Origin of the sequence: Paracoccus sp. DMF-8 (genome assembly GCF_029309835.1) — a bacterium.
In the GTDB taxonomy this organism is placed as follows: Bacteria; Pseudomonadota; Alphaproteobacteria; order Rhodobacterales; family Rhodobacteraceae; genus Paracoccus.
In genome coordinates this window covers 319,370-333,065 of record NZ_JARJHL010000014.1, presented here as the reverse complement: position 1 = coordinate 333,065, position 13,696 = coordinate 319,370, and the positions used below count along the sequence as shown (strand labels likewise).

Annotated in this window: 17 protein-coding genes; 15 read left to right on the top strand and 2 right to left on the bottom strand. The window is 65.0% G+C overall.

Annotated features, from left to right (window positions below):
* Positions 1 to 95: 95 nt before the first annotated feature.
* The 8 genes from PE067_RS15945 (at position 96) to PE067_RS15910 (ending at position 8,231) form a co-directional block, all read left to right on the top strand.
* Entirely contained in the window at positions 96 to 1,571 is a 1,476-nt protein-coding gene (locus tag PE067_RS15945; RefSeq protein WP_276190682.1) for a class I adenylate-forming enzyme family protein, read from the top strand.
* Positions 1,568 to 2,266 (top strand): class I SAM-dependent methyltransferase, encoded by a 699-nt coding sequence (locus PE067_RS15940; protein ID WP_276190681.1) that lies wholly within the window; start codon positions 1,568 to 1,570, stop codon positions 2,264 to 2,266. The genes PE067_RS15945 and PE067_RS15940 overlap by 4 nt, the downstream gene beginning before the upstream one ends.
* Positions 2,267 to 2,316: 50 nt before the next feature.
* Entirely contained in the window at positions 2,317 to 2,958 is a 642-nt protein-coding gene (locus PE067_RS15935; protein WP_276190680.1) for a DsbA family oxidoreductase, read from the top strand.
* On the top strand, positions 2,955 to 3,425 hold the full coding sequence (locus PE067_RS15930; RefSeq protein ID WP_276190679.1) for a metal-dependent hydrolase: 471 nt from the start codon (positions 2,955 to 2,957) through the stop codon (positions 3,423 to 3,425). Before PE067_RS15935 ends, PE067_RS15930 begins: the two co-directional genes overlap by 4 nt.
* 46 nt (positions 3,426 to 3,471) lie before the next feature.
* A complete protein-coding gene (locus PE067_RS15925; RefSeq protein WP_276190678.1) occupies positions 3,472 to 5,706 on the top strand; it encodes an adenosylcobalamin-dependent ribonucleoside-diphosphate reductase in 2,235 nt (744 codons plus the stop codon).
* A gap of 121 nt (positions 5,707 to 5,827) precedes the next feature.
* On the top strand, positions 5,828 to 6,244 hold the full coding sequence (locus tag PE067_RS15920) for a transposase (protein WP_119752218.1): 417 nt from the start codon (positions 5,828 to 5,830) through the stop codon (positions 6,242 to 6,244).
* Positions 6,244 to 6,597 carry an IS66 family insertion sequence element accessory protein TnpB gene (gene tnpB / locus PE067_RS15915; protein ID WP_119752217.1) on the top strand — a complete coding sequence of 118 codons (354 nt, stop codon included), beginning with the start codon at positions 6,244 to 6,246 and terminating at the stop codon, positions 6,595 to 6,597. Before PE067_RS15920 ends, tnpB begins: the two co-directional genes overlap by 1 nt.
* 68 nt (positions 6,598 to 6,665) lie before the next feature.
* Positions 6,666 to 8,231: an IS66 family transposase gene (locus PE067_RS15910; protein WP_276190677.1), complete on the top strand. Its 1,566-nt coding sequence runs from the start codon at positions 6,666 to 6,668 to the stop codon at positions 8,229 to 8,231.
* Positions 8,232 to 8,528: 297 nt separating this feature from the next.
* On the opposite strand, the gene PE067_RS15905 is transcribed toward PE067_RS15910, so the two are convergent.
* Positions 8,529 to 9,098, bottom strand: coding sequence for a hypothetical protein (locus PE067_RS15905; RefSeq protein ID WP_276190676.1), 570 nt, complete (start codon positions 9,096 to 9,098; stop codon positions 8,529 to 8,531).
* Between PE067_RS15905 and PE067_RS21935 the strand changes: the two genes are divergently transcribed.
* The 6 genes from PE067_RS21935 to gltS all read left to right on the top strand — a co-directional run bounded on the left by PE067_RS21935 (position 9,016) and on the right by gltS (position 12,471).
* Entirely contained in the window at positions 9,016 to 9,444 is a 429-nt protein-coding gene (locus PE067_RS21935) for a DUF6634 family protein (protein ID WP_346429710.1), read from the top strand. The two genes, PE067_RS15905 and PE067_RS21935, sit on opposite strands and share 83 nt — an antisense overlap.
* A 1-nt stretch (position 9,445) precedes the next feature.
* Entirely contained in the window at positions 9,446 to 9,997 is a 552-nt protein-coding gene (locus PE067_RS15895; RefSeq protein ID WP_276190674.1) for a metallophosphoesterase, read from the top strand.
* Positions 9,998 to 10,060: 63 nt separating this feature from the next.
* On the top strand, positions 10,061 to 10,264 hold the full coding sequence (locus tag PE067_RS15890) for a hypothetical protein (protein WP_276190673.1): 204 nt from the start codon (positions 10,061 to 10,063) through the stop codon (positions 10,262 to 10,264).
* Between the two features lie 7 nt (positions 10,265 to 10,271).
* Positions 10,272 to 10,673: a hypothetical protein gene (locus PE067_RS15885; RefSeq protein WP_276190672.1), complete on the top strand. Its 402-nt coding sequence runs from the start codon at positions 10,272 to 10,274 to the stop codon at positions 10,671 to 10,673.
* A gap of 40 nt (positions 10,674 to 10,713) precedes the next feature.
* On the top strand, positions 10,714 to 11,061 hold the full coding sequence (locus PE067_RS15880) for a hypothetical protein (protein WP_276190671.1): 348 nt from the start codon (positions 10,714 to 10,716) through the stop codon (positions 11,059 to 11,061).
* Between the two features lie 204 nt (positions 11,062 to 11,265).
* Positions 11,266 to 12,471, top strand: coding sequence for a sodium/glutamate symporter (gene gltS, locus PE067_RS15875; protein WP_276190670.1), 1,206 nt, complete (start codon positions 11,266 to 11,268; stop codon positions 12,469 to 12,471).
* Here the strand turns inward: gltS and PE067_RS15870 are convergent.
* Positions 12,449 to 12,820: a hypothetical protein gene (locus PE067_RS15870; protein ID WP_276190669.1), complete on the bottom strand. Its 372-nt coding sequence runs from the start codon at positions 12,818 to 12,820 to the stop codon at positions 12,449 to 12,451. The two genes, gltS and PE067_RS15870, sit on opposite strands and share 23 nt — an antisense overlap.
* Positions 12,821 to 12,995: 175 nt before the next feature.
* Here PE067_RS15870 and PE067_RS15865 point away from each other — a divergent pair, with 175 nt between their 5' ends.
* On the top strand, positions 12,996 to 13,565 hold the full coding sequence (locus PE067_RS15865) for a TetR/AcrR family transcriptional regulator (RefSeq protein ID WP_276190668.1): 570 nt from the start codon (positions 12,996 to 12,998) through the stop codon (positions 13,563 to 13,565).
* The last annotated feature ends 131 nt before the right edge of the window (positions 13,566 to 13,696 follow it).

Below are 13,696 nucleotides of genomic sequence, written 5' to 3'. Positions count from 1 at the left end.
GGGGTGCATGACGGAATAGGGCGGCCCGCCAGCGGGCCGTTTTTTGTTTGCGCGGCCTTGTCATCCGCAGAAAGCCACTTGATCCGGGGGCCGGAATGTCCAGCGAATTCAACCTTGCCGCCCATGTCCTGAACGCGGGCGCGGCGACACCTGAAAAGGCGGCGCTGGCCGTGATCGGTCCGGCCCGCGCCGAACGCTGGTCCTATGCGCGGCTGATTCAGGCGGTGCGCGGCACCGCGACCGGCCTGCTGAACGCGGGGCTGGCGCCGGGTGATCGGGTGCTGTTGCGCCTTGGCAACCGCCCCGCCTTTCCGGTCGCCTATCTGGGCGCCATCGCGGCGGGAATCGTGCCGGTGCCGACCTCGTCCCAGTTGACCCGGCCCGAGGTGACGCGCATCGCCCGCGACATCGCGCCCGCGCTGATCATCGCCGACGATGGCATCGCCCTGCCCGACCATCCCGCCCCGATCCTGACCGCCGCAGAGCTGGCGACCTTCGAAAACCTGCCCCCCGCCGACTGGCAGACGGGTGATCCGGAACGGCTGGCCTATATCGTCTATACCTCGGGGACATCGGGGCAGCCGCGCGCCGTCATGCACGCCCATCGCGCGATTCTGGCGCGGCGGATGATGTTTCAGGGCTGGTATGGGCTGGTGCCGCAGGACCGGCTGATGCATGCCGGGGCCTTCAACTGGACATTCACGCTCGGCACCGGGCTGATGGACCCGTGGACGCTTGGCGCGACCGCGCTGATCCCCGCCGAAGGGGTCGATCCGCAGCAGCTTCCGCTGCTGGCGAAACGTCACGGCGCCACGCTGCTGGCCGCCGCGCCGGGGGTGTTCCGCCGCATGCTGCGCGCCGATTGGGCACCGTGGGAGGGGCTGCGCCACGGGCTTGCGGCAGGCGAAAGGCTGGATCCGGCGCTGCGCGACGACTGGCGGGCGCGCACCGGCAGCGATCTGCACGAGGCGATGGGCATGTCGGAATGTTCGACCTTTGTGTCGGGCAGCCCCGCCCGCCCGTCGCCGCGCGGCAGCGCCGGTTTCGCGCAGCCCGGCCGTCAGGTCGCGCTGCTGGACCCGTCAGGCCAGCCGCTTGGCGAAACGGGTCAGCCCGGCCGTCTGGCGATCCACCGCACGGACCCCGGCCTGTTTCTGGGTTATCTGGACCAGCCAGAGGAAACCGCGGCGCGTTTTGCCGGCGACTGGTTCGTGACCGGCGACATGGGCATCCTGACCCCCGAGGGCGCGATTGCCATTCTGGGACGCGACGACGACATGATGAACGCCGGCGGCTATCGCGTTTCCCCGGCCGAGGTCGAGGATTGTCTGGCCCGCGTCCCCGGTGCGGGCGACGTCGCCGCGACCGAGATCCGCGTCGGCCCCGCGACGACGATCATCGCCGCCTTCTGGACCGGAACCGCCACGCCCGAGACGCTGCAGGCCGCCGCCGATGTGGGCCTTGCGCGTTACAAACAGCCGCGCAGCTATATTCCCGTGCCCGCCCTGCCCCGCACGCCGACCGGCAAGATCAACCGCCGCGCCCTGCGCGACAGCCATTCGACCGCATGAGCAACGGCTGGGACCAATCCGCCGCCGCATGGATCGCCGATCAGCAGGGTGGCGGCGATTTTTCGCGCCGCCATGTCATGGACGCGCCGATGCTGGCACGCATCCGCGCGCGGCAGGTCGGCACCGCGCTGGATCTGGGCTGTGGCGAGGGGCGGTTTTGCCGGATGATGCAGGACCTTGGCATCGCGACCACCGGCATCGACCCGACCGAGGCGCTGCTGACCGAGGCCCGCCGCCGCGATCCGCAGGGCCGCTACATCCGCGCCGGGGCCGAGGACCTGCCCTTTCCCGATGCCCATTTCGATCTGGTGGTCAGCTACCTGACCTTCATCGACATCCAAGGGATTGATGCCGCGATCACGCAATCCGCCCGCGTGCTGAAACCGGGCGGGATCTTTCTGATCGCGAACCTGACCAGCTTTGCCTCGGCCGGAGGCTGGACGGATGAGGAACCGCGCCGCTTCACCATGGACGACTATCTGCGCGAACGCGATTCGCGGGCCGAATGGCGCGGCATCCGTATCCGCAACTGGCACCGCCCGCTGTCGCGCTACATGCAGCTTTTGCTGGCGGCGGGGCTGAACCTGAAGCATTTCGACGAACCCGCGCCCCTGCCCGCCGATCATCCCCGCGCCGAACGCTATCGCCGCGCGCCCTGGCTGATGCTGATGGAATGGCAAAAGCCGCGCCTTTGACATGGCACGCCAAGGGGCTATCTGTAGCGCGACATCACCCGGAGAAGCCCATGACCACCGCCCCCGTTCGCCTTGACATCTTTGCCGACCCGGTCTGCCCCTGGTGCCTGATCGGCAAGGCCGAACTGGACCGCGCGCTGGAAAGCCGCCCCGGCCACCCCTTTCAGATCACCTGGCACCCCTATCGGCTGGACCCGTCGCTGCCACGCGAAGGCGTCGATCACGTCAGCTACATGAAGGGCAAGTTCGGCAGCGAAAAGGGCATCCTCGACGCGATGAAACCGGTGATGGAGGCGTCCGAGCAGCTTGGGCTGTGGATCAACCCCTCGCTGATCGAACGGGTGCCGAATACGATGGATGCGCATCGCCTGATGCATTGGGCCGGGCTGGAAGGCGTGCAGACCCCGGTCATGGCGGGGCTGATGCGGGCGCATTGGCGCGACGGGCTTTTCATCGGCGATGCCGATGTGCTGGCCGATATCGGCGCCGGGGCCGGGATGGACCGCCAGATGATCCTGCGCCTGCTGGCCACGGATGCCGACGAAAACCACGTTCTGGGCCGCGAGGTTCACGCCCGCCAGCGCGGCGTGACGGCGGTTCCGACCTTTATCATCGCCGATACCCACGCGGTTTCCGGCGCCCAAACGGCCAGCCTCTGGCAGAATGTCATCGACGAATTGACGCAGGGATGATCCTTGCGCATCTGCCCTCGGGCTATCTGTCGGGGCGGGATCGGCGGCGGGCGGCGGTGATGATCGGCAGCGTCGCGCCTGATCGGGACATGCCGTGGTTCTGGCTGGTCGATCAGGGACAGCCCCATCACCACCGTTTCTGGCCGCATATCCCCGCCATCTGGGCGCTGATCGCGCTGGCGGCCCTGCCGCTGACCCATTGGCTGGCGCATTCGTGGTTGCCTGCGGTCGCGGGTTTTCTGGCCGCGATCCTGATGCATCTGGTGCTGGACACATGGAACGGCGGCATCATGTGGCTGTTGCCCTGGTCGAACCATCTGCATGAGCTGTTCACCGTCCCCGCCACAAGGTCGCATTGGGTGCTGTCTTTCATGCTTCACCCCTCATTTCTGGCCGAAGTCGCGATCATCATGGCCGCGCTGTGGCTGATCTGGCGCGACCTGTCAGGCTGGAAAATACCCGCCTGATCGCTTATCTTGTGGCTCTGCGCTGCCAAGCCCCAAGGATATCGTGATGAGCCGATTTTCCGCCGCGATTGCCGAACAGATCTGGGACATGAAATACCGCCTGAAGGACGGCGACGGACAGCCCATCGACCAGACGGTCGAAGACAGCTGGCGCCGGGTGGCCCGCGATCTCGCCTCGGTCGAGGCCGACCCCGCCGCGTGGGAGGATCGCTTTTACGACGCGCTGGCGGATTTCAAATTCCTGCCCGCCGGCCGCATTCTGGCGGGCGCGGGCACGGGGCGCGATGTCACGCTGTTCAACTGCTTCGTCATGGGCACCATCCCCGACAGTATGGAGGGCATCTTTCAGGCGTTGAAAGAGGCCGCGCTGACCATGCAGCAGGGCGGCGGCATCGGCTATGATTTCAGCACCATCCGCCCCAGGGGCGCCGAGGTCCGGGGCGTTGCCGCCGATGCCTCGGGGCCCTTGTCCTTCATGGATGTCTGGGACGCGATGTGCCGCACGATCATGTCGGCGGGCAGCAGGCGCGGCGCGATGATGGCGACGATGCGCTGCGATCACCCCGACATTCAGGACTTCATCGCCGCCAAGCAGGACAGCGCGCGGCTGCGCATGTTCAACCTGTCGGTGCTGGTCACGGATGATTTCATGCAGGCGGTCAAGGCCGGCGCGCCCTGGGATCTGCGCTTTGACGGCCGGACCTATGCCACGCTGCCCGCCCGCGAGCTGTGGGACCGGATCATGCGCGCGACCTATGATTACGCCGAACCCGGCGTGATCTTTATCGACCGCATCAACCAGCTCAACAACCTGGCCTATGCCGAGACGATCGCGGCCACCAACCCCTGCGGCGAACAGCCCCTGCCCCCCTATGGCGCCTGCCTGCTGGGTTCGGTCAATCTGGCGCGGCTGGTGCAGGATGCGTTCACCCCGCAGGCGCGGCTGGACATGGCCGCGCTGGATGATCTGGTCCGCGTCGCGGTGCGGATGATGGACAATGTCGTCGATGCCTCGCGCTTTCCCTTGCCCCAGCAGGCCGCCGAGGCGCGGGCCAAGCGGCGGATCGGGCTGGGGGTGACGGGGCTTGCCGATGCGCTGCTCATGCTGGGGCTGCGCTATGGCGCGGCGGATGCCGCAGACCAGACCCGCGACTGGATGCGGGCGATTGCGCGCGCGGCCTATCTGGCCAGCGCCGATCTGGCGGCGGAAAAGGGCGCCTTTCCGCTGTTCGATGCCGACGCCTTTCTGAATTCCGGCTTCATGCGCCGCATGGACGATCAGGTGCGTCAGGCGGTGCGCGACAAGGGTATCCGCAACGCCCTGCTGACCTCGATCGCGCCGACCGGGACGATCAGCCTGTATGCGGGCAATGTTTCGTCCGGGATCGAGCCGGTCTTTGCCCATAGCTACACCCGCAAGGTCCTGCAAAAGGACGGCACGCAGCGCGAGGAAGAGGTCGTCGATGACGCGGTCCGGATCTGGCGCGATCTGAACCCCGACACCCCGCTGCCCGATCATTTCACCGATGCCCAATCCCTGCATCCGCTGGACCATGTCGCCATGCAGGCCGCGGCGCAGGAATGGGTGGACAGTTCGATTTCCAAGACGATCAACTGCCCCGCAGATATCCCGTTCGAGGATTTCAAGGATGTCTATCTGGCGGCATGGGACCAGGGCTGCAAGGGCTGCACGACCTATCGCCCGAACGCCGTCACGGGCAGCGTGCTGTCGGTGGGCGTCAGCGCCACCGGGGGCGGCGGCGGCTATCTGGCCGAACCGCTGGACCGCCCCACGGCATTGCAGGGCGCAACCTACAAGCTGAAATTCCCCGGCAGCGAACATGCCATCTACATCACCATCAACGATATCATCCAATCGGGCCAGCGCCGCCCCTTCGAGGTCTTTATCAATTCGAAAAACATGGAGCATTTCGCCTGGACCGTCGCCCTGACACGGATGATTTCGGCGGTGTTCCCGCGCGGCGGCGATGTCAGTTTCGTCGTCGAGGAGTTGAAGGCCGTTTTTGATCCGCGCGGCGGCGCCTGGATCGAGGGGCGCTATGTGCCCTCGATCCTCGCCGCCATCGGCGGGGTGATCGAACGCCACATGATCGCCATCGGCTTTATCGCGGGCGAAGGCATGGGGCTGAAATCCGACCCCAGAGCCGAAATCACGACGGGCGCAATCGGCCCCCTCTGCCCGAACTGCAGCCAACCGGGAATGCATATGGCCGAAGGGTGCATGACCTGCCTGAACTGCGGCTATTCGAAATGTAGCTAAGGCTTTGACCTGAATTGTGTGTAAGCGCGACGCCGATCCCCTCCTGCCATTTTTGAGTTGATGCCTTCATTCTCCACGCACATGTGCGGCGGAGGTTTTGGATTTGGAGAGAGACGGCAAAATGGGCGTCCAATTGGACGGCTCTATAGGCGTCGGGGTCTCGCGGCTTGAGGTGATCGGGGGGCCAAGCGGTCGTCGGCGGCGGACGAAGGCAGAGCGGGCGCGGATCGCGGCGGAGAGCATGATGCCCGGGGTGACGGTCGCAGATACTGCGCGCAAGCACGGCACGACCCGCTGGCAGATTTACGATTGGCGCAAGCAGATACGCAAAGGTAATTTGGTGGTGCCCGAAAGCGTGGCGGCCTTGCCGTTCTTCGCGGAACTGGTGGTTGATGACAGCGCGACTGAGGCTTCGGCGGCCGTCCCCGGGTCTGATCTCGAAATCGTGGTGGGCGACATCGTCATCCGCGCGGGTCCTGGTGTCGACGAGGGCCAACTGACCCGGGCAATCCGCGCGGCACGGGCAGCGGCGTCGTGATGTTCGGCCAGGGCGGCCCGGTGAAGGTCTTCGTGGCGACCCGGCCTGTCGACTTTCGCAAGGGGATCGACGGTCTGGCACTGGCGGTGCAGGAGATGTTCGGGATGGACCCGTTCTGCGGAGCCGCCTTTGTGTTCCGAGCGAAGCGGGCGGATCGGATCAAGCTCTTGATCTGGGATCAGACCGGGATGGTGCTGGTTCACAAGCGGCTCGAGGGCGGCAAGTTCGTCTGGCCACAGGTGCGCGACGGGGTCATGCGCATGTCCGGAGCGCAGTTTGCAGCGCTGTTTGAGGGCGTGGATTGGCGGCTGGTCCGACCCGAACGGGCGCGGCGCCCGCTGGCGGCGGGGTGACTGGCAGGCTGCGTCGAAACGCCTGTTTTTGCTGGCCTGCAAGGGCATCCTGTGATTCACTTCCCGCCATGGAAACAGCTGATCTTGCGCGCGAAAACGCCCTGCTGAAGGCCCGCCTCGCCGAGGTGGAGGCGACGCTGGCCGAGACGCAAGAGGCCAATCGGCGGCTGCAGGATATCCTGCACGCGGCGCAGCGCGAGAAATTCGGCAAGCGCTCCGAAAAGCTCTCGCCCGACCAGTTCAACCTGCCCCTGGAAGATGCCGAATTTGCTCAAGGTGTGCTCGAGGCAGCACAAGAAAAGGCCGAAGCGGCGATGCAGCGGGCGCGCGGGGAAACACCCCGCAAGCCCAAGCGCAACCGCGGGCATCTGCCGTCCCATCTGCCTCGGGTTGAGCGCGTGATCGAGCCTGCCAGCACGCTCTGTCCCTGCGGTTGCGGCGAGATGTCCAGGATCGGGGAAGACGTGTCCGAACGTCTCGACGTGATCCCCGCCCAGTTCCGGGTGCTGGTCACGCGGCGCCCGAAATACGCCTGCCGCCGTTGCTCGCAAGCTGTCGCGCAGGCCCATGCCCCCGAGCATGTCGTGCCCGGCGGGCTGCCCACGGAACTCTTCATCGCCTGGATTATCGTCTCGAAGTTCGGTCACCACCTGCCGTTTTATCGGCAGGCCGAGATCTTCAAGCGGCAAGGGATCGATCTGGACCGCGGCACACTCGGCAACTGGGTCGGGCGCGCCTGTTTCCACCTCATGCCGGTCATCAACCACATGCGCGCCCATCTGCGCAGTGCCGACCGCATCTTCGTGGATGAAACCCGCGCGCCGGTGCTGGAACCGGGCCTGAAACGCACCAAGAGCGGATTCTTCTGGGCCGTCGTATCCGATGATCGCGGCCATGGCGGGGCTGGCCCACCCATCGTGCTCTTCCACTATGCCCCTGGCCGGGGTAAGGCGCATCCGCTGAACTTCCTCGCCGGATACCACGGCCGCTTCCTGCAATGCGACGCCTACCAGTCCTACAACGCGATGACCGAGATCGCGCGCGACAATGGCCCGTGGCAACTGGTCTATTGCTGGACCCATGTCCGCCGCCGCTTCGTAAAGCGCTTCGAGAGCGATGGTTCACCCATTGCCGAGGAAATGCTGCGCCAGATCGCGCTGCTTTATCAGATCGAGAAGTCCGTGCGGAGCAAGGAGGCCGCTATGCGCCTTGCTGCCCGGCGTGAGCATTCGGCCCCGATCATCGCGGCGCTGAATCCCTGGCTGGAAGCCCAACTCTCGCGCATCCCGCAGAAATCCCAGCTTGCCGAAGACATCCGCTACTCCCTCGCGCACTGGCCCGGACTGATCCGCTTCCTCGAGCACGGCATGCTGGAACTCGACACCAACCCGGTCGAGAACCAGATCAGGCCGATTGCCCTGACAAGAAAAAATGCACTCTTCGCCGGGAATGAAGTCGGCGCCGAAAACTGGGCTATGCTCGCCTCGCTGGTCGCTACCTGCAAGATGTCCGACGTGAACCCGGTCGACTATCTCGCCGCCACACTGCGCGCCATCCTCGACGGTCACCCACAAAGCGGTATCGAAGACCTCATGCCATGGCGCTTCAACCAGCCGTCAAGCCTCGCAGCATAGGGCCGCAACGTCGCGCTTACAATTGTGTGCGGCCAAGCATAAAATGAGCCTTACCCGGACTGTTTGAGCCTTTTTGCAAGCATAAAGTGAGCCCTGGATTTTTCTTGGCTCGCTTTATCTTTATTTATCAGTGCGCTGATAAATTTGTCCCTTCAGGACCTGCGATAGCTTCGCGCTTGTCCGACTTGAGTGCGGTCCCATTGACGAGTTTTGGATGACTGCGCATCGTCAAGGCATCCGCTCCATGATCGGTTGCCGGTCACGATCCGTTTCTGTCCCGCTGCCAACCTTGGAACATCACCACTCGTCACTCTCCACACCAGAAAAGCTCCCGCTTTTCCGGACAGCCCAGATTTGTCTCTGAAAAGGAGCCCGTCTCCATTCCTCTCTCGCAGTCGGGTCACCCCCGGCCGATAGCCCCCGCATGCCCGGAGCAAACCCATGTCCACCATCCCCTTCATCGAGGCCCGCTTCTTCGACCCGGCCGAGGGCCGCATTGAACTCGAAGCCCGCTTGATGCGGCATCTGCACAAGCTGCATTGCAGGAGGATCCCGCCGGACCTTCCGGCCCCGCCCGGCGAGATCGACGCGCCAGGCAAGATCCCGGACGCGGATCTGATGGGGATCATCAGGTTCAGCGATGACGACGAGAGCCGCGTCAAGCGCCGGGTCAAGCGAATCCTGGAATGTCGCAAGGCAGCCTCCGGCCTCGAGCACCTGAAGCGCGATGACCGTGAGCGGCTTGAAGTTCTGAAAGACGGTGCCCGGCTGATCTCCATCCGGAATGAGCATCACGCCGACGAACTGGCCGCAGCCTTGCACGAGGACATGCCCTGGATGGCCCCGGCCACCGAACTGGTCTGGCACGCCATGCGCCGCTCGGCGCGCGAGGGCTGCCGGTCACCCCATTCTGGGCACGAGCAGCATTACCACCTCGCAACTGATCGCCATCAATCCCGAGGCCGGCTGGGCCCGGACGGCATCGCGCTGGTATCGGCTGGGCCGGCCCATCGACGCGCTCGTGGCGGAACTGGCGGAACTGGCGGAATCCCTCAATGGGATGAAGGCCCTTGCCGGTTCCATCAACTTCATCCTTCCCGGATTCACCAATATCGACGACCCGGAGCTGCTTCAGAACCTGCTGGCCACATATATCGCGCAGGTGCGCGAGATCGACGCCGCGGACCGGACCGCCTTCGGCGAGGAGGGCTGACATGCATTGGTTCACCGCCGATCCGCACTATTCGCACGGCAACATCATCCGCTTCTGCGCCCGCCCCTTCCCGGACGTGGCCGCGATGAATGCCCACCTGCTGGCCGAGTGCCGGGCACGGGTCAAGCCCAATGACGACCTTTGGATTCTGGGAGATTTCACCGCAGGAAGATCAACCGATGCGCAGCGGCGTGAGGTGCGGAGTATCTTCCATGCCCTGCCGGGCCGCAGGCACCTGATCCGGGGCAATCACGATGAAGACTGGGGCTGCGATCTGCCCTGGGACAGCGTGGCGGAAACGGCCGATATCGTCGTCAACAAGCGGCGCCTGTTTCTCTGCCACTATCCGATGATTACCTGGCCTGGCGCGCGGCATCAGGGGCTGCAGCTCTTCGGCGATGTCCATCAGAACTGGCGGGGCAGCCGCAACTCCGTGAACGTCGGCGTAGATGTCTGGAGCTTCAGACCGGTGACGCTGCCCGAAATCGAGCGCCGCGCGGTCGGCCTGCCCGTCAATCCTCTTTGGGACCGGGTCGAACCCGGCCGCGCCTAGCCCACCGCTTCTTGCGCGGGTTGCGGCCGGAGCCTCGATCCGGCGCTGGTCTCGGGCCATGCCGTGGTGCGCAACGGGCGGATCGTGGTGGCCGCGACCAACGAGACGATCGTCCTCATCGGGAAGGCGATGCGCAAATGGCTGCCGGAAGGCCGGCATGTCTGCCCGGAATGCATCGGCGGCTATCTCTCCGTCAGCGAGGTCACGCTGCCGGCCGGGTTTGCCCTCGACGAGACGCGGAACCGGGCCGTTCCTCAGGAGAAATAGAATACCAGTGAGAAACTCCTCCCACAATGCCAACGTCGAGGAGCGCCTCCTCGCGGGCATCGACCTGATCGACGCATCACAGGCCTGCGCGCTGCTGCGCATCGAAACGGATGACCCGGAAGATGCCATCCAGTCCATGGCCCGCGATGGCGTCATCATCACCCTGGTTCAAAACGGCAAGACCATGTTGCCGCTCTTCCAGTTCGATGTGGTAAATGGCCGTGTCTTTGATGTCGTTCGTCATATCCTGAATCTCAGACCGGCCCGCATCAGCAACCTGAGGCTGTGTTACTGGCTGACCCGCGCCCATGTAGATTTCGACTGCGCGCCTGCTGACCGGCTCGGGAGAGAGGACGCGGCAATCGTAGCCGCATTCCGGCGATATGTGGAGCCTGTCCGTCATGGGTAACCGTCGCAGACCAATCGGGGATGAGAGGCCTGACCGTCCGATGCGCCAGCTGATCGACCTCCCGGAAGACGGTGACGGGGCCAAGGCCGAGGCCGGACTGGAAATGATGCGTCGCCGCGCCCAAAGGGGCGATCCGGAAGCCGCCCTTCATATCATGAATCATGTCGCCCTTCCCCTCCGACCGGCGGACCCTTCGCAGGGCGTGGCTGGGCAAGGAGGTGGAGGAGATCCGCTCGAGGTTCTGAACGCGACGGTGGATTTCGAGATCTTCCGCCCGATCCTCGATCAAGCTGCCGGTGCCGGATTGCAGGACATCGTCGAGGAGGGGTTCGAGGCGCTGGTGAAGGAAAAGAGCCAGATCAAGATCTTTGTGTGCCCGGCTGACTGAAACCCGATGGATTGAGAACCCGCGCGACCCGGCCCGAATGCCGGGTCGCGCCCTGACCGGGACGCAATCCCCGCGAAGGAACTGCCCCGGTCCGGCCCCGCCGAGACAACCGCCGGGCGGGCAGGCCGGCGCGGCTTGACCCGGCGCTGAAAACAGGCAAAAGCGGCGTCAACGCTGGTTGACAAGCTTTGGCGGACGAATTTCGTGGAAACCTTTTCAGTTCACCCCTTCCTGTCGTTCAACCTTGCGGTTGTGCTGCTGATCCTCGGCAAGATCCTGACGCTCAATCTGGGGGTATTGCGCCGATATTCGATCCCCGAGCCGGTGGCGGGCGGCTTTCTGTGCATCGCGGTAACGGGGCTGCTGTGGGCGGTCTGCGATCTCAGGGTCAGTTTCGATGTCGGGGTCCGGGATTTTCTGCTGCTGGTGTTCTTTGCCGGAATCGGGCTGAAATCGGATATCCGCACGCTGCTGGCGGGGGGCAGGCCGCTGGTCATCCTGCTGATCCTTGCCGCAGTGTTCATCCTGCTGCAGAACTTCGTCGGGATGGGGCTTGCGGGCCTTTTCGGGATAGAGCCGAGGGCGGGGCTGATGGTCGGGTCGGTTTCGCTGACCGGGGGCGTGGGCACCACGCTGGCCTGGGCGCCGATCTTTGCCGAACGCCTGGGCATCGCCAATGCGATGGAGCTGGGGGTTGCGGCCAATACGGTCGGACTGATCGCGGCCTGCGTGATCGGCGGGCCGGTTGCCGCTTTCCTGATCCGGCGCAACGCGCTGAAGACCCCGGGGGGAGGCGAGCTTGATGTCGGGGCCTCGCACGAGGGTCGGGCGGTGCGGATCGATTATTTCTGCATCCTCTGGGCGATCCTGGTGCTGAACATCACGGTCATGCTGGGCCTGGGGCTGCATCATGCGATCACGGCGGCGGGCGTCACGCTGCCGGCTTTCGTCAGCTGCCTTGTGACCGGGATCGTGCTGCGCAACCTGCTGCCGCTGGCGCCGGGGCGAGCGGTGCGCCGGGTCTGGCCGGGCGTGGACGATGCGCTGGCGCTGGTTTCGGATCTGTCGCTGGGGCTTTTCCTGATCATGGCACTGATGGGCCTGCAGATCTGGGAACTGAACGGCGTCTTTCTCTTCATCGCGGCGGCGCTGGTCGTGCAGGTTCTGCTGGCGGTCCTGTTCACGCTGGTCGTGGTCTTCAACGCGATGGGCCGCGATTACGAGGCGGCGGTGATCTCGGCCGGGTTCGGCGGCATCGCCTTGGGATCAACCGCCACGGCCATCGCCAATATGACCGCGGTGGCACAACAGCAGGGCGCGGCGCACCGGGCGTTTGTCATCGTGCCGCTGGTCTGCGGCTTTTTCATCGATATCGTCAATGCGCTGATCATCTCGGCTTTTGTCGGCTGAGCACGCAAAGCAGAACGGAGAAGGAAAAGCTGAACGGCTCCGAAGCGCAGACACGGTTGCTTCCCCTGCTGGAAAAGGCCCGGTCGAACGGGGGCTGGTTCGTGCTTCTGGGCGCGGCGCTGCTGGTTCCGGGGCTGCTGATTGTCGGGCAGTCGGTGCTGTTCACCATGGCGGCGATGATGCTGATCGGGGTGGCGATGCTGAGGCAGGCCATGATAATGACTGTCAGGATCAGCAGCGGCGGCCACATGAAGCGCAGCCACGCCGTCGCGATCCGACTTGTGCAGCCGCAGGATCTGGACGCATCGGCCTTTGCCGCCGGCTCGATGGCGCCCAAGGTCAGGGCCACTTGCCTTCGCCTCCCGCGCGCCGGCCGGGTCTCGGCGATCGGACGGCTGGAGGACGCCCGCGCGATTCTGGAAGGGGGCAGACACCCTGACAGGCAATGCCCGCTGCCCCCTGCGACCGGCCGGCCGCCGCATCCGGTCTTGCTTTGCGGCCGACAGGGCTGATAACGGACCTTCATGCCCAGCAAAGCCCCCGCCGCCCGGACCCTGCCTGCCAAGACCCGCATCCTGCGGGCGGCGATGTTGCTGTTCGCGCGGACCCCGTTTTCCGAGACAAGCCTGCGCGACATTGCCGCCGAGGCGCAGGTCGATGTGGCCTATGTCCATCGCGCCTTCGGGTCCAAGGCCGAGATTTTTCGTCAGGCGCTGAAAGCCGCCTCGCCGCTGGACGACCTGTTCGCGCAACCGGCGGATCCCGATACCGTGCTGGAACGGCTGTGCGAACGCGCCTTCACCCGCGATCCCGATTGCGTCGAGGATGTGGAAATGCTGCATCTGGCCATGCAGTCCTGCTCTTGCAGCGAGGCGCGCAGCATATTGGAGGATCTGATCAGAACCGAAATCGCCCGGCCTCTGGCGGATGTGTTCGGTCACAAGGATACCGGTCGCGCGATGCTTGCCACAAGCTTTCTGAACGGTGTCATCACGATGCGCCTGCTGTTCGGCAGCGAAAGCATGCGAAACATGCCGAAAGACCAGATGAAGGCCCTGCTGGTTGCGGCATTGCGCGGCGTGATGTCGGGCTGAGCCGCGCCTGCCCCGGCGGCGCAGGCACCGGCATGGCCGGGCTTTGCATTGGTCATCTCTTGTTGACAACGCGCGATTTCGTGATGCAATGAAAGGGCGCGATCGCAAGCCAGTTTTGACCGGGACATCCA

What these genes read in the sequence shown, in the direction of transcription:
- PE067_RS15945 (WP_276190682.1), top strand. Translation starts at nt 96, where the DNA reads ATGTCCAGCGAATTCAACCTTGCCGCCCATGTCCTGAACGCGGGCGCG.
- PE067_RS15940 (WP_276190681.1), top strand. Translation starts at nt 1,568, where the DNA reads ATGAGCAACGGCTGGGACCAATCCGCCGCCGCATGGATCGCCGATCAG.
- PE067_RS15935 (WP_276190680.1), top strand. Translation starts at nt 2,317, where the DNA reads ATGACCACCGCCCCCGTTCGCCTTGACATCTTTGCCGACCCGGTCTGC.
- PE067_RS15930 (WP_276190679.1), top strand. Translation starts at nt 2,955, where the DNA reads ATGATCCTTGCGCATCTGCCCTCGGGCTATCTGTCGGGGCGGGATCGG.
- PE067_RS15925 (WP_276190678.1), top strand. Translation starts at nt 3,472, where the DNA reads ATGAGCCGATTTTCCGCCGCGATTGCCGAACAGATCTGGGACATGAAA.
- PE067_RS15920 (WP_119752218.1), top strand. Translation starts at nt 5,828, where the DNA reads ATGGGCGTCCAATTGGACGGCTCTATAGGCGTCGGGGTCTCGCGGCTT.
- tnpB (WP_119752217.1), top strand. Translation starts at nt 6,244, where the DNA reads ATGTTCGGCCAGGGCGGCCCGGTGAAGGTCTTCGTGGCGACCCGGCCT.
- PE067_RS15910 (WP_276190677.1), top strand. Translation starts at nt 6,666, where the DNA reads ATGGAAACAGCTGATCTTGCGCGCGAAAACGCCCTGCTGAAGGCCCGC.
- PE067_RS21935 (WP_346429710.1), top strand. Translation starts at nt 9,016, where the DNA reads ATGAGCATCACGCCGACGAACTGGCCGCAGCCTTGCACGAGGACATGC.
- PE067_RS15895 (WP_276190674.1), top strand. Translation starts at nt 9,446, where the DNA reads ATGCATTGGTTCACCGCCGATCCGCACTATTCGCACGGCAACATCATC.
- PE067_RS15880 (WP_276190671.1), top strand. Translation starts at nt 10,714, where the DNA reads ATGCGCCAGCTGATCGACCTCCCGGAAGACGGTGACGGGGCCAAGGCC.
- PE067_RS15865 (WP_276190668.1), top strand. Translation starts at nt 12,996, where the DNA reads ATGCCCAGCAAAGCCCCCGCCGCCCGGACCCTGCCTGCCAAGACCCGC.